Source organism: uncultured Oscillibacter sp., from assembly GCF_910579365.1.
In the GTDB taxonomy this organism is placed as follows: domain Bacteria; phylum Bacillota; class Clostridia; order Oscillospirales; family Oscillospiraceae; genus Oscillibacter.
Genome location: NZ_CAJTUX010000013.1, coordinates 27,726 through 52,003 on the forward strand (window position 1 = coordinate 27,726; position 24,278 = coordinate 52,003).

Annotated in this window: 19 protein-coding genes and 2 pseudogenes; all 21 read right to left on the reverse strand. The window is 53.0% G+C overall.

What is annotated here, in order from left to right; translation table 11 throughout:
* Positions 1-21 precede the first annotated feature (21 nt).
* Complete coding sequence (locus QZ329_RS05485) at positions 22-1,071, reverse strand: sulfate adenylyltransferase (RefSeq protein WP_295749307.1); 1,050 nt, start codon at positions 1,069-1,071, stop codon at positions 22-24.
* On the reverse strand, positions 1,068-1,595 hold the full coding sequence (locus QZ329_RS05490; RefSeq protein ID WP_295749310.1) for an adenylyl-sulfate kinase: 528 nt from the start codon (positions 1,593-1,595) through the stop codon (positions 1,068-1,070). Before QZ329_RS05490 ends, QZ329_RS05485 begins: the two co-directional genes overlap by 4 nt.
* A 29-nt stretch (positions 1,596-1,624) precedes the next feature.
* Entirely contained in the window at positions 1,625-3,448 is a 1,824-nt protein-coding gene (locus QZ329_RS05495) for a sulfatase-like hydrolase/transferase (protein WP_295749313.1), read from the reverse strand.
* 251 nt (positions 3,449-3,699) lie between these two features.
* Positions 3,700-5,019: a lipopolysaccharide biosynthesis protein RfbH gene (rfbH, locus tag QZ329_RS05500; protein ID WP_295749315.1), complete on the reverse strand. Its 1,320-nt coding sequence runs from the start codon at positions 5,017-5,019 to the stop codon at positions 3,700-3,702.
* Positions 5,012-6,136, reverse strand: coding sequence for a CDP-glucose 4,6-dehydratase (gene rfbG, locus QZ329_RS05505; protein WP_295749317.1), 1,125 nt, complete (start codon positions 6,134-6,136; stop codon positions 5,012-5,014). Before rfbG ends, rfbH begins: the two co-directional genes overlap by 8 nt.
* A 13-nt stretch (positions 6,137-6,149) precedes the next feature.
* Positions 6,150-7,343 carry a UDP-N-acetylglucosamine 2-epimerase gene (neuC, locus tag QZ329_RS05510; RefSeq protein WP_295749320.1) on the reverse strand — a complete coding sequence of 398 codons (1,194 nt, stop codon included), beginning with the start codon at positions 7,341-7,343 and terminating at the stop codon, positions 6,150-6,152.
* 18 nt (positions 7,344-7,361) lie between these two features.
* On the reverse strand, positions 7,362-8,360 hold the full coding sequence (neuB, locus tag QZ329_RS05515; RefSeq protein ID WP_295749363.1) for an N-acetylneuraminate synthase: 999 nt from the start codon (positions 8,358-8,360) through the stop codon (positions 7,362-7,364).
* Positions 8,361-8,495: 135 nt separating this feature from the next.
* A pseudogene (locus QZ329_RS15590) lies at positions 8,496-9,431 on the reverse strand (peptidoglycan bridge formation glycyltransferase FemA/FemB family protein); the annotation flags it as partial.
* Positions 9,432-9,510: 79 nt separating this feature from the next.
* Positions 9,511-10,530: a radical SAM/SPASM domain-containing protein gene (locus tag QZ329_RS05525; protein WP_295749323.1), complete on the reverse strand. Its 1,020-nt coding sequence runs from the start codon at positions 10,528-10,530 to the stop codon at positions 9,511-9,513.
* A 93-nt stretch (positions 10,531-10,623) separates the two neighbouring features.
* On the reverse strand, positions 10,624-11,643 hold the full coding sequence (locus tag QZ329_RS05530) for a radical SAM/SPASM domain-containing protein (RefSeq protein ID WP_295749326.1): 1,020 nt from the start codon (positions 11,641-11,643) through the stop codon (positions 10,624-10,626).
* Positions 11,640-12,644, reverse strand: a complete 1,005-nt coding sequence (locus QZ329_RS05535; RefSeq protein ID WP_295749330.1) for a radical SAM/SPASM domain-containing protein — start codon at positions 12,642-12,644, stop codon at positions 11,640-11,642. The genes QZ329_RS05530 and QZ329_RS05535 overlap by 4 nt, the downstream gene beginning before the upstream one ends.
* A gap of 41 nt (positions 12,645-12,685) precedes the next feature.
* The gene (locus tag QZ329_RS05540; RefSeq protein WP_295749333.1) at positions 12,686-13,567 is read right to left on the reverse strand and encodes an NAD(P)-dependent oxidoreductase; all 882 of its coding nucleotides are present in this window, start codon (positions 13,565-13,567) and stop codon (positions 12,686-12,688) included.
* A complete protein-coding gene (locus tag QZ329_RS05545) occupies positions 13,567-15,366 on the reverse strand; it encodes a thiamine pyrophosphate-binding protein (RefSeq protein ID WP_295749335.1) in 1,800 nt (599 codons plus the stop codon). Before QZ329_RS05545 ends, QZ329_RS05540 begins: the two co-directional genes overlap by 1 nt.
* 18 nt (positions 15,367-15,384) lie before the next feature.
* Positions 15,385-16,362 carry an NAD-dependent 4,6-dehydratase LegB gene (locus QZ329_RS05550; protein WP_295749337.1) on the reverse strand — a complete coding sequence of 326 codons (978 nt, stop codon included), beginning with the start codon at positions 16,360-16,362 and terminating at the stop codon, positions 15,385-15,387.
* Between the two features lie 40 nt (positions 16,363-16,402).
* Positions 16,403-17,611, reverse strand: a complete 1,209-nt coding sequence (locus tag QZ329_RS05555) for an FkbM family methyltransferase (RefSeq protein WP_295749341.1) — start codon at positions 17,609-17,611, stop codon at positions 16,403-16,405.
* Between the two features lie 24 nt (positions 17,612-17,635).
* Entirely contained in the window at positions 17,636-18,679 is a 1,044-nt protein-coding gene (locus QZ329_RS05560; protein ID WP_295749344.1) for a sugar phosphate nucleotidyltransferase, read from the reverse strand.
* A 50-nt stretch (positions 18,680-18,729) separates the two neighbouring features.
* The gene (locus QZ329_RS05565; RefSeq protein ID WP_295749346.1) at positions 18,730-19,854 is read right to left on the reverse strand and encodes an FkbM family methyltransferase; all 1,125 of its coding nucleotides are present in this window, start codon (positions 19,852-19,854) and stop codon (positions 18,730-18,732) included.
* A gap of 53 nt (positions 19,855-19,907) precedes the next feature.
* On the reverse strand, positions 19,908-21,083 hold the full coding sequence (locus tag QZ329_RS05570; RefSeq protein ID WP_295749349.1) for a LegC family aminotransferase: 1,176 nt from the start codon (positions 21,081-21,083) through the stop codon (positions 19,908-19,910).
* Between the two features lie 28 nt (positions 21,084-21,111).
* Positions 21,112-22,395: a polysaccharide pyruvyl transferase family protein gene (locus QZ329_RS05575; RefSeq protein ID WP_295749353.1), complete on the reverse strand. Its 1,284-nt coding sequence runs from the start codon at positions 22,393-22,395 to the stop codon at positions 21,112-21,114.
* 58 nt (positions 22,396-22,453) lie between these two features.
* Positions 22,454-24,124, reverse strand: a complete 1,671-nt coding sequence (locus tag QZ329_RS05580; protein ID WP_295749356.1) for a glycosyltransferase — start codon at positions 24,122-24,124, stop codon at positions 22,454-22,456.
* A 44-nt stretch (positions 24,125-24,168) separates the two neighbouring features.
* Positions 24,169-24,278 (reverse strand): annotated as a pseudogene (locus QZ329_RS05585) (glucose-1-phosphate cytidylyltransferase); the annotation flags it as partial.

The following is a 24,278-nucleotide window of genomic DNA, read 5'->3' on the forward strand; positions in this document are numbered from 1 at the left end:
GCCGCTTTCGAGTTCACGGCGTCACGAAATAAACACTTGCCCGCAGTCCAGAATGGCCTGGAAAATCTCCCTGCGCAGCATCAGCTCATCGGGAATGAAGCCGTCTTGAATATACCGGCGGATGATGGTTCCGCTGATTTCCAAACGGTCCGTATCGTAATGGGCGCAGTGCTTGTCCGTAACAATCTGCCCGCATTTTTTGCAATAATAAGGCTCCCTCGTCAAAAGCAGGCGAATGCCCAAATCCGGTTCCAGCTCCCGAGCCAGCGCATGGGCGTCATAAGGACCGTAGTACCCGCCAACTCCGGCATGGTCCCGTCCAATGATGAAGTGGGTGCAGCCCAGATTGCGGCGGATGATCCCATGGAAAACCGCCTCCCGGGGCCCCGCATAGCGCATCTGCGTCTTGAGCCCCGCGATATGGACACGCCCCGCCGGATAAAATTCCTTCGCCATCTTCCGGTAGGCGGCCATCACCGCCTCCTCGGTAAAGTCCCCTTTTTTCTTCCAGCCCACAAGGGGATTGATAAACAGCCCATCGCACACCTCTAGGCCGATGCGCTGGATATGCTCGTGGGCTTTGTGGATGGGATTGCGGGTCTGGAAGCCCACCACCGTGTTCCATCCTTTCTCCGTGAAAACCCGCCTGGTCTCCTCCGGACGCAGCGCGCCGTTTAAAAGCGCGGGATCCAGCAGTGTCACCCGGCCGCCCACACGGTAAGGGGAGCGCTCCCTCTCCTTATGTACGCCGGGATGCGCATCGTCCAGAGTCCGAAACACGGCTTTCAGGTCGGACTCCTGAAACAAAAACCGGCTCTCTATCTCTAATTCCGCCGCGATCTTTCCTTGAAAGGACAGGGACAGCACGCTGCCGGGCTCCGCGCTCTCGTATTGCTCCTTGGGCAGGTCCAGTGTCACCGGCAGAGGAAATACCTGTCCGTCTTTCAGGCGGCAGTGATCCACCACGCTGCGGAAATCTTCCGCGCCCAGAAAGCCGGTCAGAGGCGCCAGCACACCGGAGGCGATATTGATGACGTCCTGAAGGGTCTCTTCGTTGATCTTCACAATCATGATTCCACGCCTCCAAACTCCGCGCCGTATTTCCGCCGGATGTATGAAAGAACGGCCTGAAAGGTCTCTTCCTCTGTCATGCGGTCCACCTCCAGCACCAAATCCGGATGCCGGGGCTCGTCAAAGGTTGCGTCAATGCCGACCAGCTGCGTCTTCCCGGCATTCTCCCGGTAGACGCCTTTCACATCGTGCTCCATACTGGTTCGCAGGTCCTTTTTGAGGTAAATCTCATTGTAGCCGGCAATCTTCCGCCGGGCCAGGGCTCGAAGGGGCTCCAGGGGAGAGATGTTGCAGATGATTCCCGTGATGTCATTTCGGTCCAGGAGGTACGCGCCGAGGATGATGCGCTTCACATTCGCCTCCCGGTCCGCGTCGGAATAGCCCAAATCCCGGTCAAACAAATCCCGAACTTCGTCGCCGTCCAGCAGATAATTTTTGATGCCCGTTTCGTTAAAATACCTCTGAAGTTTCCGGCCGATTGTGGTCTTGCCGGCTCCGGAAATGCCCATAAGCCATAAAATCATTCATTCCGCCTTCTTGTATTATCTTTTGTTCAAACCGTGTGTTCCGGTTTCCCGGCAAGCCAAAGGGGAGGACCCAGCTCCGGGTGATCCTGTAAGATGCTCTCGTATAATTTTCTGCTGTGTTTGAATTTGTCGTATTTTCGGATATCAATGAAATATGTTCCACTTTTGCTCCGCAGCTCTGCCCGCAGCGCGTCGTCCTCCAGCGGCGTCAGCGTTTCCGTGCCGTCCTCGTTGATGATGTAGTAATACTCCTCGCCTAGGGCGTTGAGGACGTATTTGCAGTTTCCGGTGCGAATACCGCGGAAGGCAATGCCGTTGTGGGGATGTCCTTTTTTTATAAAACTAATTGCGGAATTGACAATCCTCTCCGCATAATAGTCTTCGCCCTGAAAAACAACCTCTTTTGATAAAAGGCTGTCAAAATGCGTTTCCTGCGGGTTAAGTATCCATCGAATCAGCCGTTCAAAATGAATATACTCGAAAAAGCAAGCGGCCTTTCTTTTCAAAATGCCATTCCCTGAAACAAAGCAATAGGTATGCAGCCGTTTTTCAGACCAGTTCGGTATATTGGGATAGCTCGGTCCGTGATCGCTGAAAAATATCTGCGTCTTGCTCTCCAGCAATTGACTCCAAAGCATTAAGCATTGTTCCAGATATGATAATGCCTTTTTTCTCTGTTCCTCTATCTGCGCACTCTGCAAATGAAGGTGTGGACTTGAAAAATGAAACTCTGTCATATTGGGCGAAAGCATGGGCTCATGCCCTTCCACAAAAAAGTGAAACACATAAAAGCATGGTTTTTTTGAGCGTAGCATCGACTGAAGTCCCTGCCACCATATCACGCTGCTGGACATTCCCTCTACTATTTGCGGCACCGTATATTCAGAGTCCATAGCCCACGTTGGGAAAGACGCCCACCGGACCTCATACCCATTATCCTCCAAATAAGAAATCATAGGGCTATTGGAATGGTTAATCGCTTTTCTCTCATTTGAAAATCCCTCAATGGGAAGCACACCTTGGAAGATTGTCTGCATCGTAGGGCGTGTCCAAGGGCAATTCGCATATGTCTTTTCAAAAAAGCATCCATTCTCCGCTTTGTTTTTTAGAAGCGGCATATTATCTAAATCTGAATAATCCATAGAATCTATCCAAAAAGCGGCAATGTCCTTTTCCTCTCGTCCATTGATCTGCTTTTGAATACTCCTTAATATATGCTGTGTCCGTTCCCAAACCTCCGCAAGAATTGGGTATTTGCTTTGCTCTCCTCCGTTGTCCTTATAGATTTCAGAGACCAAAACAAAATCCTTGTACTCGATTGCGGCCTGCAAACAATCCCGCAATGTTTTTTCTTCCAGAATTCTTTGGCGCTCTTCCGCATATTTCAGGTAAAAATGATTTAGTACCATCGGACAGCCCATCTGATAAAATTTAATAGGACCCCGCAGGGTTATCCCGTGCTCATCCAACAAACTGTACACATCAAGAATGATTCCCGGAAAGGAACTCAGCTCCCGCAAAACGGCATCCCTGTACGTATATGTTGCAAACAACACATAGTCACAATTCATCTCCGGCAGCTTCTCCGATAAGAACAACGGATATCCGCAAAAGCTCCCCTCTCTTCTCAGATCAAAGACTCCGATTACATTTGTCCGGCTAAAGTCAATCTTATTGAAAATATACTCCATACAAGGATCCGCGCATCGAATACCAACTCTGGAGCCAAACGGTATTTTATCCACTGCATCCTGAATTACCTGTATAATCTTCTCACAAAACCCAGCACATAGTTCATGAGTTCCCAAGAGCTCATGCAGCTCTCCGTAAAGCATTAAAATTTCGTCCATCGCCACTATCCCTATTCTTTATCAAGATATTTACAGTTGATCTTAAAAGGATCTTCGATCCTTTTAAACCAACGGCATGCCGTTGGTTCCATCCGCCATTTAACCGGATTGGATGTTTTATTTTTATGAAACTTCGCATCTCAAAAGAATGAAAATAAAAACGGATAGCCGGGGTCTGTTCACCTAAGAAAAACGTGCGTTTGGGTGTTGTGAACAGGCCCCGTACCAATAAACCCGCTCCAATAGGAATCCTATTTATGATGCATCTTTTCCAGGATTCGCTTAGACATTTCCTCCAGCATCTCCCGTTCCATCCCCGGGTAAACGCCCACCCAGAAGCTGTTGTTCATCACCTGGTCCGTAACCTCCAGCGTTCCGGCGATCCGGTAATCCACGCCCTCCCGCAGACTCTGGAAGCAGGGATGCCGGGTCAGGTTCCCGGCAAACAGAGGCCGCGTCTGGATATTATGCGCCTCCAAATGGGACGCCAACTCATCCCGGGAGACGGCGCTCCCCGGGCGGACCGTCATGAGAAACCCAAACCAGCTGGGGCTGCTCTCCGGGCCGGGCTCCGGGAACAGCAGCCGCCCCTCCAGCGGCTCCAGCGCACGGCGGAGGAACGCCCAATTCTCCCGCCGCCGGGCAACGAATTCCGGCAGCTTCTCCAGCTGCGCCGCGCCGATGGCCGCCTGCATATCCGTGGCCTTCAGGTTATAGCCCAGGTGCGAATACACATATTTATGATCGTAGCCCACCGGCAGCGTCCCAAACTGGCCGGTAAAGCGGCGTCCGCAGGCGTTGTCCTGTCCCCCGCCGCAGACGCAGTCCCGGCCCCAGTCCCGCAGAGACCGGATAATCCGGTGCAGCAGGGGGTTGCCGGTATAAACCGCGCCGCCCTCGCCGGTGGTGATATGATGGGCGGGATAAAAGCTGGAGGTTCCGATGTCGCCGATGGTTCCCGTTTTGCGCCACACCCCGCCGAGCTGGTACTCCGCCCCCAGGGCATCGCAGTTGTCCTCGATCAGCCACAGGCCGTAGCGGTCACAGAACGCCTTCACTGCGTTCAAATCAAAGGGGCAGCCCAGCGTATGCGCCAGGATAACGGCCCTTGTTCGCTCACTCTTCGCCTGTTCCAAAAGGGACACGTCCACATTGCAGTCCGGCATCTTCACGTCCACAAACACCGGTACCAGGCCGCACTGGACAATGGGGGCAACGGTGGTGGGAAACCCGGCGGCAACCGTAAGGACCTCGTCACCCCGTTTCAGCCGCCGCTCTCCCAGCAGCGGAGAGGTCAGCGCGGCCACCGCCAGCAGATTGGCCGCCGAGCCGGAACAGACCAGCGAGCAAAACGGAATACCCAGATAGTCCGCCAATCCCTGTTCAAACCGCTTCGTGTAGTCCCCGGCAGTGAGCCAGAAGTCCAAAGCGGCGTCCACCAGACTGCACAGTTCCGTTTTGTCGTATACCCGGCCGGCGTATGGAATCCGGCCGCCCGGCCGGTAGGGTTCCCTTTGGTGATGCTCCTGGTAGTACTGGCATACGGCCTGTAAAATGGTCTCTTTATCCATCGCATTGCTCCTGCGGCGCCGGGGAGGCGCCAAAATAGTCTTGAATCTGGCGGCGGGTCACGTCAACCGCCCCCTGCCCGGAGAGGACCGCCTTCGTCCACTCCACGGTTTTTTTCACCGCCGTCTCCGCTCCCCAGCGGGGGGCCCAGCCCAGCGTTTCCGCAATTTTGGCGCAGTCCAGCGTCAGGCGCGCCGCCTCATGGGGCCCGCCGTCCGGCGCGGCTGTCCATCTGGAGCCGTCTCCCCAGCACCGGCAGAACAGGTCCGCCAGGGCTCCGGTGGTCAGGCAGTCCTCCACAGACGGCCCCACATTGTAAGCCCCCGCCAGGGACAGAGCAGCGTACTGCTCCTTTGCGATCCGTAAGTAAGCGTTCAGCGGTTCCAGCACGTGCTGGTATGGACGGACGGAATGCGGATTTCGCACAAAGATGGCCTCGCCCCGCCTCGCCGCCCGAATGCAGTCCGGAAGAATCCGGTCGGCGGCCATATCGCCTCCGCCGATCACATTCCCGGCGCGGGCGGTGGAGACGGCGACGCCCCGCTCCGCCAGGAAGGAGCGGACGTATGTCCAGGTAACCAGCTCGGAGCAGGATTTGCTGTTTGCGTAGGGGTCGTAGCCATCCAGGGTCTCATCCTCCCGGTATCCCTGAACGCGCTCTTCATTTCGATACACCTTGTCCGTCGTGACGTTCAGCACAGACCGGACCCCCTCGCAGCTCCGGACGCACTCCAGCAGGTTGACGGTCCCCAGCACGTTGGTGGAATAGGTTCCCGCCGGGTCCCGGTAAGATTCCCGCACCAGGGGCTGTGCCGCCAAATGAAAGACAATTTCCGGTCCGCAGGTCCGGAAGGCCCGCTCCAGGCGCTCCAGGTCCCGGACATCCCCCATGACGGAGGTCATTCGCTCTTCCAGGCACAGCGCCTGAAAGATTCCGCCGGAGGGGGCCGGAAGGGCATAGCCAGTCACCTCCGCCCCCGCGTACAGGAGCAATTCGCTGAGCCATGCGCCCTTGAAGCCGGTGTGTCCGGTCAGAAAGACGCGCTTGCCCCGGAAAAACCCTACGATCTCGTTCATCCCGTCCATCTGGTTGCTCCCTTTCCACTCTTCTGTAGACATGTGTCGTTCCTTGCTAAAAGGGAATGTCATAAAATTTCTTTTTCAGATCGATCTCACCGGACAACAGCGTATGCTTGATCGCCTCGTGTATCTTCCCCGCGGTATTTCCATCCCCATACGGATTAGCCGCCTTCGCCGCCAATTCTCTGAACTCCGGCGAGCAGGCCGTCTCCAGGGCGCGGAGGATGTCCGCTTTCTCCGGCAGGCAGTTGATGACGCTCTCCGCCTGAATTCTCCCCCTCTGGCGGTTACCAATGTTGATGGTGGGAATTCCGAAGGACGGAGCCTCCACTAAGCCGCTGGAGGAATTCCCCAGCACGCAGAGGGCGTATTTCAAAGCGCTCAAATACCGGCGCATTCCCAGCGAGGCAACCACACGGCAATGGGAGGCCCGCTTCGCGAAATCGTCCAATTTTTCGTTGATGCCCTGCCCGCCGATGTCGGCGTTGGACTTTGTGATTAAGAAGTGCAAATCCGTCCGCTCCGCAATGGCCGCCAGCAATTCCTCCAGCTGCTCTTCTGCGGAGCCGGCCTCCAGTGTAACGGGGTGAAAGGTCGTTACCACATACGGCTTACGGAGGAGCGGAAACCCCAGACCGGCCTCCAGCTGCTCAGGGGAGAGCATCTCCTCATGAAGCGCGTTTTCCACGCCAAGCTCCCCCACGCAGAACACTCTTTCAGGGTCTTCTCCCAGCTGGATGACCCGCTTTCGATACGCCTCGGCGGCGGTGAAATGGAGATAGCTCATTTTCGTAATGCAGTGGCGGAAGCACTCGTCCATCGCGCCCTCGGTGGTCTCTCCGCCGGACAGGTGCGCGATGGGAACGCAGGCGCTGACTGCGGCGGCACAGACCGCAAAAGCCTCATAGCGGTCCCCTAAAACCACCAGCAGGTCCGGGCGGCGCGCCTGAAAATAGGCGCCGAAGCGCTCTGCCGCCTTGGCCATTACGCGGGACATCTCCGCGGGAGAATCGCATGGCCCCTGAAGGATGGGGATTTTCACGTCGATGGGAACGCCGTCCGCCTCAATTTCCTGAACGGTCATGCCGAAGGCCTCCGACAGGTGCGTTCCCGTCACCGCCAGGCGGAGTTCCAGGCTGTCATCCTCGGAAAGGGCCAGCAGCAGCCTCCGCAATATCCCATAGTCCGCCCTGGTGGTGGTGAGGACGCAAATTTGAAAACGCGCATTCTTCCGCACGGTCTTCATCGGGATTCTCCCCTTCCGTCAAAGCTCAATCCGCTCATCTTCCTCGAAATCCCGCACAGCGGGCGTGCCCAGGACCTCGAACCAGCGCATGGGGCTGACGCCGTCTCCGGGCCGTTTGGCGGCGATGTTCTCCTCTGTGAGCAGCTCGCCTTTTTTAATGGCCCGGCGGGCAACGATGCTCTTTCGGGCAATGTCCCGGTTCTTCCCCTCCGAGGGGCTTGCGGTCTTTTCTCTGCTTCCCAGCGCCGTTTCAACCTTGCGGATGCCAGCTGCCATAGCGGCCAGTTCATTTGGCTCCAGGCTGGCTTTGTGGTCGGGCCCCTCCATGTTTCGGTCCAGGGTAAAGTGCTTTTCAATGATGACCGCGCCCATGGCCGCCGCCGCGATGGGCACTTCTATCCCCGGCGTGTGGTCCGAATACCCCACGTCCACGCCGAACCGCTCCCGCATGGTCTCCATGGCCCGGAGGTTGACGTCCTCATAGGGCGTGGGATACTCCGTGTTGCAGTGCAGCAGGGTGATTTTAGGCGTTCCGTTGGCCTTCAAAACGTCCATGGCCGCCTGGATTTCCTCCATTTCGCACATGCCGGTGGACATGACTACCGGTTTTTTTGTCTTTGCGATAGCCAGGAGGTAGGGGAGATTCGTCACCTCGCCGGAGGGAATCTTCCAGAAGGGCATGTCTATGGTATCCAAAAAACCGATACTCAAAAGATCGAAGGGCGTCGATAAAAAGCGGATGCCCTTCTCGTCGCAATAATCCTTGATCTGCCGGAACTGCTCAAAAGACAGCTCCAGACGTTTTATCATCTCGAACTGGCCTTCCTCCGCTTCTGTGGTCTCTTTTTGGTATTCTGCTTTTACGGCATATTTGGAAACCTCTTCCTCCGTAACAAACGTCTGAAATTTCACGCAGTCCGCGCCCGCTTCCTTTGCCGCGTCTACCAGTCTCAGCGCAAGCGCAAGGCTGCCGTTGTGATTAACGCCCGCTTCCGCAATAATGTATGTACCCTTCATATTTCCTTCCTTCTCCGGAGCCCTGTATTGAATATAAAACGATGCGCTGGGTTTGAAATCGAAACTAGCCGCCTGTCTGATTCGCAGCAGCTCCTGATAGGCAGCATGGTTCAGAATCGTTCTGCCAATATAGAATGGAATTTCGCCGCTGCGGTTAAATTGCTTTTTAAACGCAAACAAGCTGTCTCCGCTGCCGGTGCCGCCGCCGAGATGGAGGTATGGGATTCCATGCCTCGCTCCCCAGCGGGCCGCCTCGTAAATCAAGAGATTGGTGGGGGCATATTGGCGAAAGGCCGTCCTGCCGCCGGAGAGATGGTAGTGCATGAAGCGTTCGTTATAGAGGAATATGGACGCGGCGATGATTTGTCCTTCTCGTACAGCATAGAAAAAGAGAACATGTTCGCCCAGGGCATTTCGTAAGACCTCGTAATACTCCAATTCAAAGTAATAATAGGGTTCGGCATGGGCGCGGTCCATCGTCTCATGGTAGATGTCCAAAAAATCCGGCAGGTGCTCCCCGTGGTCCATAAAGACAGTAACACCGGACTTTTGAGCCTTGCGGACCATATTCCGGTTCTTGCTGTCCAGCTGCCGGAATAAGCTCTCTTCATCGGTAAGGTCCATAAAAATCGTGTTTTTCAGCGTCTTATACTGGACGGCGCCGCCCAATACGGCTTGATTTTGCAGCAGCGGGTGAAAGCGCAGGAACTGCGTGACCACCCGTCTTTTTTTGCATACCGCTAGAACCGCATCCCAAAACGCGTTCTGCGCCGCTGCGGACAGGTTTCCATCCGTCAGGGGGCCGCCGTAGCCATAAGGAGTTTCCCAGTCAAACCAGGTATTGCCGGGGAGGAGCCCTTGAAACTCAGGAACTTCCGCGATGTCCTTTTCCACCACAGGATAACAAAGCCGCTCGGAGCCAAACGAAAAGTCCAGCAAAAACGCGCGGCTCTTTTCGTGAATCTCCATGGAACGGACATATCCGCACAGGTAGTAGACGTCCCAATTGGGAAACGACTTCACAATGCTGTCCCACAGCTCTTTTTGGCTGCTTTCAACCAGTTTCAACATACACTTCTCCCTTGCAGGGCTTCCGATAACTCACCAAGTCAGGTACCGCGCCTTCAGCGTTGCCTGCCGTAAAATTTTATTATCCCTTCGCTTGAAACTTCTGCAATAATACTTCTGCATACGAATCGATATTATCATTGCAATTATACATAGGGTACTGACAGCTTTCGCAAATAGGATATTGGTCTTTATGCCCGGACAACATATCCATCCAGAACCTGCGCAGATTCTCGCCATTCCATATTTCCACAAGGCTTTGTTCCTTCAAATCTCCTAAGGCCAGTTCTCTCTTCCAATCTGCGCAGCAGGCATTCACAATTCCGTCCGGTGTAACACATAAGTTGTAGAATGGATACGGACATACCCGCACCCTCTGCCACTCTTGTTTGTGGCTTCCAATTTTCTTTATATCAAACCGCTCGTTAATTTCTTCCCAGCCTGCCCAAATCGGCGTAACACAATCTATAAAGATTCTATCACAGGCCTCCTCAAACAACTGATAAAACCGTTCCTGCTTCTCTTTCGTTTCCACCGCAACATCCACTGTTTTAACATAGATCTCACAGCTTCCCCCAGCCTTGAGACTCCGCCCATGCAAATCCCGGATATTGGCGGCAAACTGCTCAAGGTCTATTTTCGCGCCCGCGATTTCTAAATATCCTTCTTCGCTGACCGCTTCAACCGATATACGAATTCTGTCAAGGCCGCTATCAATCAGCGCCTGGTTCAGCTCCGGGTTTAACTTGCTTCCGTTTGTTACCGTTGCAACCAGCTCAGAAACATCTTTTTTCTTCGCATAGCGAACCATTTCCGGAAAATCGGGATGAAGTAAGGGTTCGCCATAATTCGCAAGATGCAGAATCTTCAATTTCTCCGGAAACTCCGTGATATCGTCAATTACTTTTTTGAACAGCGGCATCTGCATCATTTGCTTTTTAAAGTTCAAGGATTCCTCGGAGGATTGCATTGCGCAAAACCTGCATCTGAAATTGCATAGATTGCAGGGATCAATATCCATTGCGTATGGCGTCCTCAGCGGCAGGACCTCTTCCAATTTATGGCGTTCGCGATTGATAGGGCTTTCTCGTTTTGCTTTCATTACTGTCGCGTCTCCTTTGCTGTTCCGCTCCCTGACTCCTGTTCCGCTATCGCACGTTTCTGCAGGGCAGGCTTTCATTGAAATGGCAGCCGTTTAAAAAGATTTCTGCATTCTCTTCAATATCCGCTCTGCATGGGCGTCAATATTATCGTTACAATCATACATTGGCAGCTGACATTTTTTGCACATGGAATATGGTTCTTTATGCCCGGACAGCATATCGATCCAAAATGTCCGCAACGCCTCGCCATTCCAAATCTCCATCATCGTCTGCTTTTTCAAATCCCCTACAACCAGCTCCCGTTTCCAGTCTGCGCAGCACAGCACCACCATTCCATCCGAGTTAATGCACAAGCTGTAAAACGGGTACGGACAAACCTGTATCGTCTGCACATCCTGTCCATGAACGCCGACCTTCTGTATGGAAAAGCGGTCATGAATGTCCTGCCAGTCCGCCCAAAGAGGTATCACATGATCGATAAATATTTTATCGCAAGCACTTTCAAACAGCCGGAAAAAAAGCGCCCGCTTTTCCTCAGTATCTACCGCAGCATCCACGGTTTTAATATAAATCTCGCAACTCCCCCCCGCATGGATACTTCTCCTATGCAGGTCCTTGATATTATAAATAAACCGCTCAAGGTCTATGTTAACCCCTGCAATTTCGAGATAGCCCTCCTCGCTGACTGCCTCAACAGAAATCCGAATCCGGTCCAGCCCGCTTTCAATCAAAGCCTGGTTCAGTTCCGGGTTCAGCTTGCTGCCATTTGTATTCGTCTCCACAAGGTTGGCGATACCTTTGTCCTTCACATAACGGACCATTTGGGGAAAGTCAGGATTGAGGAGCGGCTCCCCGTTGCCCACCACTCCAAGCAGCTTAAGTTTGTCGGGAAAGGCGGAGAGATCATCCACTATTTTCTCAAACAATGGAAGGGGCATCATTTGCTTTTTAAAATTCAATGCCTCTCCGGAGGTTTGAACTGCACAGAACTTACACTTGAAATTGCATATGTTGCAAGGATCTATATTAATGGAATAGGGTGTCTTCAGCGGCAGAACGTCCTCCAGCTTATGGCGCTCTTGACAAACAAGGTTTTCCCGCTTTGCAATCACACAATCACCTGCTTTTCATCCAATCTTTTTAAAAGTTCCATTCGGTATGGATCGATGTCGTCCAACTGGTTTTGAATATCTTTACAATCGCTACACGAAAGGCACTTTTTCCGTTCACCCGCCAATTGCAGCCTGCAAAATGCACGGTGCTTTTCTCCGTTCCAAATCTGATAAAACATCTCTTCTGTCACGTTTCCTATATGCGTTGCCCGCCGCCAATCACCGCATGAACAGCCCCCCACGGTTCCATCATAATAGATTACCGACACATAGAACGGCTGTGTGCATACCAGCTTCTCTTTCAGTTCCTTACCCTCCTGTGTGGTCGTCGCCCCACGTCCAAGAGTGGTGTCCATCACGTCTGCCGGACAGGAATCCAAAAGCTGCTCGATGTAATGCTGGTCGGAAATACCGGCAAAATCCCGGTGAAATTTCGCTTTATCCTCTTCCGACAGTCCGCAATCTAAAATTTTTGCATGCAGCTCACAGCCCAATGGTTTCTGCCGGTACAAATTCGCTATACCGGCAAGGAACTTATCGTAGTCAATTCTCCTTCCCGCTATCTCCTCATACTGTTCCGCAGATACGCCCTCCACTGAAATCTGAATCAGGTCAAGACCAGAATGCGCCAACTCCGTTCCCAACTGCTCCGTTAACAGCGTCCCGTTTGTAAATAGAACCAGCTGCTCCGCAATCTGAGCTTGCTTGGCATATTGGATAAAGGATATGGCGTCCTTATGAAGCAAAGACTCTCCCCCATGGTAGAGATATAAACGCTTTAATTTTTTGGGGAACTTCTTTAAATTATCAATAATGCTTTCAAAAACGTCCCGCTTCATAAAGCCCCGCTGAATCCCTAATTTCCGCATCAAGTCCTCATTTTGTTCCGTGCAAAATTTGCACTTCAAATTGCATACATTTGTAAGCTCAATATGCAGCACAAAGGGCGTTTCCAGAGGGATAACCTCCTGTAGGGCCGTACGCTTTGTTTCGCGTCTCATACACTAAATTCTCCTTTAAATCAACGCTTACTCTACTCAACCTACCGCGTCTCTTTCAGCTCATCAAATGAAATCCATGGTTTCTCTTTCAGATAATACGCATACAACTCCACCGCAGCATCCCGCAGCGCATGCAGCCCCACGCCTCCCATCTCCTCCGCCAAGCGGCTGTTATCCGCCGTATAGGCCGTATTCCAGCCCTCCTTCGCCACCACGATGGGCAGCTGCTTCCGGGAAACTTCCAGCACGGTTTTCGCAATGCTCACCAGATCAACCGGCTGTCCGGTGCAGACGTTATAGTCGTGGTACCGGGGCGTGTGCTCCAGGAACCAAATTACAACCGGAATCAGGTCGTCGATATAGAGGAAATCAAACATACAGTTCTGGCGGACCGTCAGCGGCAGATCATAGGCCGCCTTACAGCAGAGATTGGATATAAACTTGCTCTGCCACTCCTCATACCGCCCGAAGATGCCGAACAGCCGCAGATTATAGAGATTCCGGCTCTCCCGGGCCCGGAGCGCCATGGCGTACTTTTCCAATCCGTAGTAGTCCGCCGGGACGGAACGGCCCAGTTCCTCCTCCCGAATCCGCTCCATGGGAAGCCGCTTGTCAAACTCCGCGCCGGAGCCGAAATACAGGACCTTGTCCAACTGTCCCGAGAGCTTTTCTACGTTATAGAACATCTGCATATCGTGGAGCATGGCGTCTTCCGCCCCGACGCGCGTTATGTTTTGGACCGCTCCGTGGATTATCGTGTCAATCCGGTGCGCGTCCACATACCGGGCCAGCGCGTCATAGGCGCAGAGATTCAGCTCCCGGCTGGAGGGGGCGAACACCTCGTAACGCTCCCGCAGCGCGGGAGCCAGATTCCGCCCGATGAACCCATGCGGACCGGCTCCTGTCAGCAGGATCCGCCTCATCAAACTTCCCTCCCGGCCCGCATCCACGCTTCCGTCTCCTCCCCGGGCAGGAAGGGGAACAGGTCCTCCATGGAGGAGGAGGACATGGCGCCGTCCGGATTGACCCGGGACACCGCCTTGGGAATCTCATCAAAGGTGCGGTCCACAAAAAACTCGCAGAGCACCGGCTCGTCATCCGCCATGACCCTCCCCAGCGCCGGCTCGATCTCATCGTCGCTGCGGATGGCGTCATAGCGCAGGCCATACAGCTCCGCGACTTTTTTCATATCGCAGAAGAACACGCCGCTGGCCGTGTCGCAGCCGGCGTGACGGCCCTGGAAATGGTTGTCCTGCATCACGGAAATAGAAGAGTACCCGCCGTTGTTCAGGACGAACAATTTAATAGGCAGCCCGTATCCCCGGATCAGCGCCAATTCCTGGAGGTTGTGCTGCATGCTGCCGTCGCCCTCGATGGTGACGGTCCGGCGTTTGCCGGAGGCAATACAGGCCCCGATGGCGGCGGGCAGCGCGAAGCCCATGCTGCCGAGGCTCTCCAAATCCACCACCGTCTGCCCGGCCTTCCGCTCATAGCACATTCCGGAGATCACGGAGGCCCGGCCGGTAGAGCTGTATACCTTGACATCCTCCGGACGGAGCAGGTCCGACAGAACATGTCCGAAGAGATAGGCGTTCACCTGGCTCTGGGGCTTTGGCTGCGCCTCCCGCCAAGCGGGATACGCCTCCTTTGCGGAGCGGCAGTAGGCCAGCCACGCCGCCGTGTCCAGGGGACCAAGCCCCTGGGACCGGGCGTTCAGCTCCGTGAGAAACACCCCGGCGTCGCAGACCACCGTTTTGGCAAAGTTCATGCGGAGCTTCGCGATCTCATTCCGGTCGATGTCCACCATAATGTGCTTGGCCTGACAGGCAAAACGGGCCTCGTCAAAAACGGTGACCGCCGGGTTCAGGCGGGAACCGATGGTCAGCAGAAGATCGCAGCTTTGCAGCATCCAGTTGGAATAGCGGGGGGCGGGGCTGCCGGGCTGGCCAAAATACAGGGGATCGTCGTCTGAGAACACCATCCTGGCCGGCCAGGTGGACAGCTCCGGAATTTGCAGGCGGCGGCAAAATTCCCGGAGGACGCCGTCCGCGCGGCCCAGCAGCACGCCTTTGCCCGCCAGAACCAGCGGTCGCCTCGCGTTTTTGAGCATTTCCAGAATTTCATCCAGGTCCCTCTCGGAGACCGCGCAGTCCGGAAGCAGCCCCTCCGCCGCAGGGTCGAACTCCGCCAGCTCTTCCTCCTCCACCTGCGCGCCCTGGATATCCAGAGGGACGTCCAGCCACACGGCGCCCTTCCGGCCATGGGTGGCCAGATAGACCGCTTTATCCAGGTGGTATTTCACCAGCGTTTTATCCGTAATCGTAACGGCATAGTTGGTCACGCCCTGCATCATGGCGGTGATGTTGACCTCCTGGGAGCCCGTCTGCCGGACGCCCCGCTCTCCCACCAGGTCAGAGGTCTTGGCCTGTCCGGAAATCACCAGCACCGGGTCGGAGTCAATCCAGGCGTTCACCGCGCCGGTAATGGCGTTGGTGGCGCCGGGACCGGAGGTCACCATGCACACCCCCAGCCCGCCGGAGGCCTGCGCGTACGCCTCGGCGCAGACGGCGGAGGCCTGCTCGTGCAGGTTGCACCAGGGGCGGATGATCTCACTCCGGAACACCGAGTCCAGAAGGTGCATCATGCCGCCTCCGCTGAGGAGGAATACGTCCTTGACCCCGTGCTCCTCCAGACGGCGGATGATATAGTCTGAAACTTTCATGTGGGTCCTCCCATGCAGTCATAACATATAGCGGTCAATTTTATATGCGTCCATATGCGACCGGAGCCAATCCGCCGTAAGCTTCAGCCCCTCCTCAATCGGAGTCTGAGGCCGGAACCCCGTCAGGGCATACAGCAGCTCGTTGCTCCCCAGCAGCCGCTCCACTTCGCTTGCCGCCGGGCGCAGACGCTGCTCCTCGCAGACAATTTTCGCCTCCGGCCGAAGCAAAGCAATCAATTTCTGCGCCAAATCGCCAATGGAAATCTCCCGGCCCGAGGCAATATTGACCTCCCGTCCAATGGCGGCGGCACATTTGCTCAGCTCTACAAAGCCTTGGGCGGTATCTTTGCAGAACACAAAGTCCCGCGTCGGCGTCAGACTTCCCATTTGAATCTCATCGTACCCAGCCAGCAGCTGGGAAATAATGGTAGGAATTACCGCCCGGGACGATTGGCGGGGGCCGTAGGTATTGAATGGCCGGACGATGGTCACTGGCAGATCGAAACTGCGGAAATACGATTCCGCCAGACGGTCTGCGCCGATCTTTGTGGCGGAATAAGGCGATTGGCCCTGGAACGGATGCCGTTCGTCTATAGGCACATATTGCGCGGTTCCATAAACCTCAGAGGTGGAGGTTATCAATACCCGCTTTGTGCGCAGTTCCCGCGCGGCATTCAGCACATTCAGCGTACCCTTGATGTTCGTGTCGACATAGGCGTCCGGCGCGTAATAACTGTAAGGAATGGCAATCAGTGCCGCCAGATGAAACACGCACTCCACACCCTCCATCGCTTTACGCACAAACACCGGGTCCCGCACGTCGCCCATCACCACATCCAGCGCGTCCCGCTTTTCCTTTGGCAGCGTGTCCAGCCACCCCCATTGACCAAAGGAATTGTATAGCACAAAGGCACGGACATCATATCCCATGTCCAGAAGCATCTCTGTCAAGTGGCTGCCTATAAAACCTTCTGACCCTGTTACCAATACTTTCATATCTGCGTTTCCTTACCTCATCGTTTTCGGATACGACCGGTCAGAACCTCCGGACGCTCCATACGTCAACGGGCCTGCGCACAATAGGCACGGCATACAGTACGGTTTCCGTTCCTGCCGTCGTATGGTGGCGCAGATAAAACTGATATTCTGGCGTCAAACTGCGCAGATAGTTCCAAATATCCAAAATATCCTCATTTCTATGATAGACACATACCGCCAGCTTTGGCCTGTTTGTCCTGATCTGCGTCTCCGCTCCATGAAGCGCCCGAAGCTCCGAGCCCTCGATATCCATTTTCATATAGGAAATGGGTTCTTTAACCACCTCATCCACCGCAGCTGTTTCTATTGCATAGCTGCGCTCCCCCTCGCAATCATCCATAATATGGGAGGAGCCCTCCAGCGTGCCTGCGGTGGAAAACTTCAGCGTTGTGCTACAGTCCCACGCTCCCTTGGGAACAACATAGACCCTCTTTTTCCGCTCAGCCTGCTGCTCCTTGACCTTTTCAAGCTGCGGCAGCAGGTTTACATCCGGCTCAAAGCAATACGCCGCTTGATAATCCGGGCACCTGGGGATAAGTTCCAACAGCGTTTCACCCTCATATGCCCCCAAATCCACCGTCACTTCATCCTTTGAAAAACGGATAATATCGGAGGGATAGTACTGATCTGAAACACAACACTGGCGGAAATACGACAGCTCTCCAGAAAGCCGTCCCTTCAGTACAGATGTAAGCGTGTCACGGGACTTGCCGTCAGCAAGCGCATCATACAGCTCCAAAAATCCGTCCCAATGATCCAAAAGGTATGCGCGGTAAGCTTCTACATCCAAAAGAGAAAAATAGTCCACATACAGCTCTGTTTCAAAGGAAAAAATGGTCTCCTCCGGGAAATACCGCGCAATTGTTTTCCGAATGGCTTCCTCCGCAGAGGGGGCTGAAATCACAAACCAGCAATTCTTCTTTGCATCCTCTCCCAAAAGGAATTCATCGAACTTTATGATGGGGATATCCCCATCATAGAAGCTCTTACAAGAGCTTCTATGATATTTGCCGGATTTGCTGCTATCCAAAATTCCTTTTACCCGCAGACCGTATTTTTGCATGAACCCAACGGCGAACGGCAGATGACTTCCCGCTCCAAAGAGATAGATATCCCCTTGAAAATCCCTTGCCTTTTCCACAAAATCAAGGGAAATATTTTTCTGCGCTTTTATAAATTCCAGCAACTCTGCCTTTGTGTTTCCCATAAATCTTTTCCGTCCTCTTGATCGTTATAGCCCCAGCTCTTTCATCATGGTCTTCATCTCGCTGAACTGGCCCATATCCAGCCAGCTCTTTTCCGTAATGGGATAGCCGCCCACCTTGCGTCCGGACGATAGCAGGCGTTTCGCCAGTTCCGGGATGTCAATATGTTCATCCCTTTTTATAAAGTCAATCACGTCCGGCTCCATGATATAGATTCCCGTGTTGACCAAAAAACTGTATTCCGGCTTCTCCCGGATTGTCTGGAGATTCCCCCCACTGTCCAGTTCGACAATGCCATAGGGAATTCCCATATTCTTGGCCGCCACCACCATGGTCATGGCATTTTTGTGAGACTTGTGGTACTCATACATGCACAGATAATCCGCGTCCAGCAGACAATCGCAGTTGGAGAGAAAAAATGTGCCGTTCATCCGCCCCTTCAGAAGGGACAGCCCGCCCCCGGTGCCCAGGGGCCGCTCCTCGTCCACAAAATGAATCTGGTATGGCCGGCCGGTCTCGTTGTAATAGGCTTTGATCATGTTCCGCCCATGATGCAGAATCAGATATACATCCTGAACGCCGTATCTTCCAAAGCAGTCCATGATCCGGTCTAAAATTGGCGTCTCGCCAATGGGAATCAGAGGCTTGGGGAGGATTTTGGTAAAGGGGTACAGCCGCGTCCCCTTTCCCCCGGCCATCACCACCAACGGAACCGGCTCCGGAAGCAGACGGACAATGGATGTATCGTCTCCGCGAAACAATATCTTGACGACTTCCTCCCCCTCGTTCACAAGGGGCACGGCCACAGCTCCGCTGTCCCGGATAAATTTCCGGGCCTCCTCCTCCCGAGAACGGGAGAAGGCTATGGGAGCCGGATTCATGGCCTGAGACACCGGCTTTTGCATATCGCCGTCCCGCAGAATGTACCGGCGCATATCGCCGTCGGTAAAGCAGCCGGAGAGGCGATTTTCCCGGAGGCAGAAGACCACCTTTTTGCCGCCCTCATCAATGGCTTTGACCGCGCCGGAGACGGACAGCGTGTCCGGAATCAGATATTGGTGGAAATCCATCTGAATCACCTCAGTATGTATGACGACCGCGTATTGAAGAATTTGGAGAATCAGACTGCGTACAAAAAGCTCTCGATTCCTCCGTGCTCCAGATGATGGCGCAAATAAAACCGATAGCCCGGAACCAATTCCCGCAAATAGTTCCAGATGTCCAAAAATTCTCCTCCGCTGCAGGAACCATAAACTGCCAACTTGGGATGATTTTTTGCAATCTGCTGTTTTGCGCCATAAAGCACGTGCATTTCAGCGCCGTTGCTGCTAATCGTCATGTAGGTAATGGGCTCGGGAATTGTTTCGTCAACCGTTACAACCTCAATGCAGTCCCTGCTCTGCGACCGCTCTTCCACAACATGAGAGAGATTTGTGGCTCCGCCGCTGTTGCTGAAATATAAGGTTCCTTTATGATCCCATGCGCCATAAGGAACTACTTTGATTTTTCCATCCTGCTGCAACCTCTCCACGGCTCTATACAAAACCCGCAGGTTGCTGGAATCTGGTTCAAAGCAGTACGCAGCCTTATAATCCGGACAGCGCCTCAAAAAGTTCCCAAGCGTTGTCCCGTCATATGAGCCCACCTCTGCCAACACTTCTCTATCAGAAAGATGCACTACATCCTTGGGATAATACGGGTCAGGCTCATAAACAGCCCGAAAATAATCGGTTCTTCCGGAAATCCGCCCCTTTATAATATTGACAAAGGTCTCCTTCGAGCGCGCATCCGCCAGCGTATCGTACATCTGAGAGAACTCATCCCAATGCTCTACAAGGTAGGCGCGGTATTCTTCCACATCCGGAATCCACTCCACATAAGGCGATGTCTCAAAGCAGAAAATCTGTTCCTCCGGAAAATGCCCCTCCAGCGCTTCACGAATCTCATGTTCCACGGAAGGCGCGGAAATGACAAACAAACTCTTGGGGTCCGGGTTGGAACGAAGAAAATCGTCAAATAAAACGATGGGGATTCCTTTGTAGCATCCTTGCTGGAAGCTGTCTAGAATTGCGCAGATCTTGATTCCATGCTTTTGCAGGAATCTGACGACATACAGCTTTTGTACGCCGGCTCCGTACAAATGGACCTTATAGTCTCCCTCTTCGCAGGCGTTCACCTGCTTTACAAACTCCATGCTGATGTTTTTCTCCTGTTGGACAAATTGCAGCAGCTCTTTCGTCAACATCGTGGATTCCTTTCATATGTTTAAGATTTGAGGTGCGCCCCCAGAGGATGACTTCAGGCTTTGGGCGCAAATGCCAGCAATTCCTCGCAAACCCGATCCAATTGCTCCCTGGTCAGGTTCGTCCCGCAGGGAATATTGATGACGCGATTGTAAAAGTCTAACGCGGTCCCACAGTCCATGGCTTGGTATGTTCGAAAAGGCGTCTGGGTGTGGTTCAGCTTCCAGATGGGCCGGGCCTGGATGTGACGGTCATTCAAATAGCGGAGCAGCCGGTCCCGCTTTTCGCCGTCGGGCTTCCGAAGAGCGAAGGAGTAGAACCAGCGGTTGGAGCCGTCTCCGCTTCCAAAAGGAAGGAGCTCTCCATAGCCGCAGTCTGCCAGTTTCTCCCGGTAGAGGGCATAGTTCCGGCGCTTGATCTCCAGAAAGCCGTCCAGCTCTTCCAGCTGCGCAAGGCCCAGGGCCGCCTGTAAATTGGTCATGCGGTAGTTGTAGCCCCACTCCTCATGGACAAAGTACACGGCGTCGTCCTTAGCCTGCTGGGATAAATAGCGCATATGCTCTATTGCGCTCTGATCGTTGGAGACGATCATCCCGCCGCCGCCGGTGGTAATGATCTTGTTTCCATTGAAGGACAGCACTCCCGCGTGGCCCACCGTGCCGGTGGGGAGCCCTTTGTACCGCCCTTGGCTGAACACGCCGCCCAGGGATTCAGTGGCGTCCTCGATTACAACCAGGCGGAAGCGCTCCGCCAGGTCCATCAAGCGCTCCATATCACAGTGGTCGCCGAAGACATGCACCGGGATGATGGCTTTCACCGTCTTGCCGGAGGCCTTTTCCACCGTGCGTCCATTTTCCAGACGGCACTCTTGTTCCAGATACGCCGCAACCTGCTCCACCTGGATGCACATATGGTTGTCGCAGTCGAAAAACACCGGTTCTGCGGACTGATACAGCACAGCGTTTATGGTGGCGATGAAGGTCAGCGTCGGAACCAGCACCAAGTCTCCTGCCGAAACGCCAAAGTGCCGCAGGCAGAGGTGAAGGCCCGCTGTGCCGGACTGGCAGGCACAGGCCTGCCGGACGGACAGTTTTGACGCCATTTGCTCCTCAAAGCGGCTGATAAAGGCCCCGGCGGTGGAGACCCACTCCGTGTCGATGGCCTCGTCTACATATTTTTTTTCGTTCCCGCAGAAGTTGGGGGTAGAGAGCGGAATAAAGCTGTCCGCCATATTATGAAGCCTCTTTTCCTCTGAGCGGTCACCCTGTGATGGTTGACAGGCTCAAAAAATCTCGATATTCTTCTTTGCCTAAGGATGCAAGACAGCAGCGCGCACAGAATTCGCCCGAGTGAGTTGCAATCAATATATACTTCCCATCCGTCTCCTTGAGCACAGTGGGCTTTTGAATCGGCGTGCCTTCGCAAAAGATTCCCTCACAATAGCTGTCTACCACACCAACCAGCCTGCTGTCCGGGTACATTTCCCGCATGGCATGATACGTGTGAATTCCAGCTTGCCCGCATCCCCAGATCACGTATTCCAGTCTTTCCTGCCGCTCTTTTGGAATTTCTGCGATTCGCTCTTTATAGAAATTCCCATAATCCGCACGCTCTCTCGATTCAAGATAACAGCTGTAATCTGAAATCATTTCATAGTCTCTCGCCGTATCCCGAATCCTTTTGACGGCAATGTTAAGCATCTGTTGTTTTCGATTTTCATAATCAACGACTTGGCCATTCCAATCAATTTCTGAATACGTCTTTGGTGTGTAAATTCGAAGATACCGGTCAATCCATGCCATTCTTGTGGAAATATTATCGGTTACAGGTATCAGAGGAACTCCCATTGCCATACACGGAGCCATGCAATGGAGTCTGGAGGTGATCACCAGCCGGGCCTCTGAAGAATACCGTTCAATCAAAGCCCTTGTTTCCTTCCGCAGGTATTCTTCTCCATTTTTATTGCCGCCAGGACGGATATGTGTAATATGCTCGATATGGTCAAATGTTTTTCCACACGTCTTGAAGTAACGCTCAAAGGACTCCGGAACATCGACCCAAAATACTGCTCCATCTTTATTCCCGGCAGTATATCTATGCGGGAGAAGAGCGGTAACACAGCCGAAAAAGTACGCGGGAATCTGATGCTGTCTCATCAGATTTAATGTAGATTCGTCTCTGCACCCAATAGGAGCGTAACAGCGGAAATAATCGACCAGCTCCTGAGGAAGGGAACCCGCAGAGTAAAAGCTCAAGCCTAAAAATACGGGGATAATATGAGGGGACAGTGGAAACATTTTTATCGAGTTGTTAAACTCCAAATTTATATTAATAGGAAGAATTATATATTCTTTCTCGGCTGCCGCCGGCGTACAGCCTCCTGCCAAATGTTTCAGTTCAATTGAAATAATATCCTTTTCCGGAATGCCCATCTTTTGATAAACATATGCAATCGCTTCGGACTGCATTTGATCTCCCAGATTCAAAAAGGACATGTCATCCGCCTCTGAAGTAGCAGTTACGCTAAGAATTCCGTATTTCATCACCATTCTCCATTCGTTAGATGCACCGTACGTATTACAAAGGCCGGATACGGTTAAATCACGCCAAGTCTTTATATTGAAACACGAACCAATCATTTCCCAGTGCTTTCGCGTCTAAATTGCTCTTTGAAAACATGCTCCGGTTCTGATCCGTTCGCTTCATAATCAATCTTCCAGACAGTGACAGGCTTTTCTTGAAACAGTCCAAAAGCATCTTGAATTCATATTGAATCAAAATAGGGGTTTCCCATACAATATAATGAAACAAGCAATTATTTAGAGCCTCAGCCAACTCTTCATACGATAAAACTGTTTTCGCTTCATCCCCGATTCCCATCAAATCGGACAAGTATCTGGTGTCGTCGGTAAGAAAACTCAGCTTACAGTCCATATTGTGGCCAAATTCTTTTACCTGCTCTTTGACTTTTAAAGCATTGCTCCCCAGGCCGCAGTTAATTCCAAGCACCTCAATATGCCCCTGGTCGTTTCCAACTATCCGGTCCATAAATACCGGGTCATAACAAAAGCCACATCCCCATGGGTCTACGCCATAGGCCGCCCGAAATTCTTCCCGGCCTTCTGCGTAATATTTTTGCTCATTATGCTGCTGAATCTCGCTCTTCAAAGTCACAGAGCCAAAATGGTGGCAATACGCATCCTTAGCCAGCATCATTTTATAGCCATTCCTACGCAGCAGCAAAGATGTCTTATCATCCGGAAAAGATGTGGCATAGACCGGGTTACTGGTATGAAATGCACCATTAACGCACAGTCCCTCAGATGCATAAAACACACTGGACCGCATGATATGAATCGGATTGCACAGCCGAACCCTCTGTTCCCAGCGAAAAGGGGATAAGAAGTTATTTTGTCTTGCAAACCTTACCAATTCTTCTAAAGAAGAATACTGTGCCGGAATCGATTGTAAATTGCTGACATTGGGGGTCGATGGTACTACCCAGGCAATCTGGGGGGCGGAGCGAAGGCAGGACAGCATATTCTCAATAGCATGGGGCATTACCAGGACATCATTACAAATGCCAAGCAAAAACTCACCCTCAAAAATGCGGGAAACCGCACTCACTCCGCCTCCGTTAACCGCAACATCCAGCTGCTTTTGGGGGTGAAGACTTTCAAAATATTCTTTTGTCCCATCGCTAGAGCCATGATTGACCAAAATCAGCTCGTAGTTCAAATCCGCCGGAAGATTGGCCAGCAAGCTCTCCACACACATTTTTGTATAATCCAATTTATTATACGCCTGAATAAAAATAGAAAGCTCATACTTAAAAGTTCCCGTTTTTACGGCGTCGTCAATATAACTGTTTGCAAACAGCAACTTCTTTTTTTCGGCATCATATTCCGCCATTCGATCCGGATGATCTACTAAGTATTGAAAAAAATAATATGTTCCATATGCGGTTTGCAACAGCGGCAGCAATTCAAACTCAATTTTGCGTAGGCACATTTCCCGATCCGTGCGGTAATGCCTCTTCACCCTGCGAAGAGAATCCAAAATCGACTCACAGGCGGGAGTCAGTTTTTGGTTTCCCGCCGTGTCCGTCCCTTCGATCGCCTGCAAAATCTGCGTCAGTCCAAGGGACATATCTCCGCAAAGCTGATCGAAGTGGAGAGTGTCTTCCACCTCTGCGCTGGTATACAGTTCCTGGCATGCCTCCTGCATGGTCTCCAAAAGCTCCAAAATCTGGAGGACGACTTGTTCTTCCATGTCTTTCTCCTCACACGCATATCCCGTCTATGAAATCGGAAATCTCATTTCCAAACCGCCCATGGCGCACGGCCGCGGGCCCACAGTGCCTCCAGTCTTCCCCGGTCCCGCTGGGTGTCCATGCACTGCCAGAAGCCCGGGTGCTTGTATATAC

Coding starts and splice junctions, on each gene's coding strand:
- QZ329_RS05540 (WP_295749333.1), bottom strand. CDS start 13,567: ATGAGGCGGATCCTGCTGACAGGAGCCGGTCCGCATGGGTTCATCGGG.
- QZ329_RS05535 (WP_295749330.1), bottom strand. CDS start 12,644: ATGAGACGCGAAACAAAGCGTACGGCCCTACAGGAGGTTATCCCTCTG.
- QZ329_RS05525 (WP_295749323.1), bottom strand. CDS start 10,530: ATGAAAGCAAAACGAGAAAGCCCTATCAATCGCGAACGCCATAAATTG.
- QZ329_RS05560 (WP_295749344.1), bottom strand. CDS start 18,679: ATGGATTTCCACCAATATCTGATTCCGGACACGCTGTCCGTCTCCGGC.
- QZ329_RS05485 (WP_295749307.1), bottom strand. CDS start 1,071: ATGATTGTGAAGATCAACGAAGAGACCCTTCAGGACGTCATCAATATC.
- QZ329_RS05555 (WP_295749341.1), bottom strand. CDS start 17,611: ATGGGAAACACAAAGGCAGAGTTGCTGGAATTTATAAAAGCGCAGAAA.
- QZ329_RS05570 (WP_295749349.1), bottom strand. CDS start 21,083: ATGGCGGACAGCTTTATTCCGCTCTCTACCCCCAACTTCTGCGGGAAC.
- QZ329_RS05575 (WP_295749353.1), bottom strand. CDS start 22,395: ATGAAATACGGAATTCTTAGCGTAACTGCTACTTCAGAGGCGGATGAC.
- rfbH (WP_295749315.1), bottom strand. CDS start 5,019: ATGGATAAAGAGACCATTTTACAGGCCGTATGCCAGTACTACCAGGAG.
- QZ329_RS05580 (WP_295749356.1), bottom strand. CDS start 24,124: ATGGAAGAACAAGTCGTCCTCCAGATTTTGGAGCTTTTGGAGACCATG.
- QZ329_RS05545 (WP_295749335.1), bottom strand. CDS start 15,366: ATGAAAGTTTCAGACTATATCATCCGCCGTCTGGAGGAGCACGGGGTC.
- QZ329_RS05490 (WP_295749310.1), bottom strand. CDS start 1,595: ATGATTTTATGGCTTATGGGCATTTCCGGAGCCGGCAAGACCACAATC.
- QZ329_RS05565 (WP_295749346.1), bottom strand. CDS start 19,854: ATGTTGACGAAAGAGCTGCTGCAATTTGTCCAACAGGAGAAAAACATC.
- QZ329_RS05550 (WP_295749337.1), bottom strand. CDS start 16,362: ATGAAAGTATTGGTAACAGGGTCAGAAGGTTTTATAGGCAGCCACTTG.
- neuC (WP_295749320.1), bottom strand. CDS start 7,343: ATGAAGACCGTGCGGAAGAATGCGCGTTTTCAAATTTGCGTCCTCACC.
- QZ329_RS05495 (WP_295749313.1), bottom strand. CDS start 3,448: ATGGACGAAATTTTAATGCTTTACGGAGAGCTGCATGAGCTCTTGGGA.
- rfbG (WP_295749317.1), bottom strand. CDS start 6,136: ATGTCTACAGAAGAGTGGAAAGGGAGCAACCAGATGGACGGGATGAAC.
- neuB (WP_295749363.1), bottom strand. CDS start 8,360: ATGAAGGGTACATACATTATTGCGGAAGCGGGCGTTAATCACAACGGC.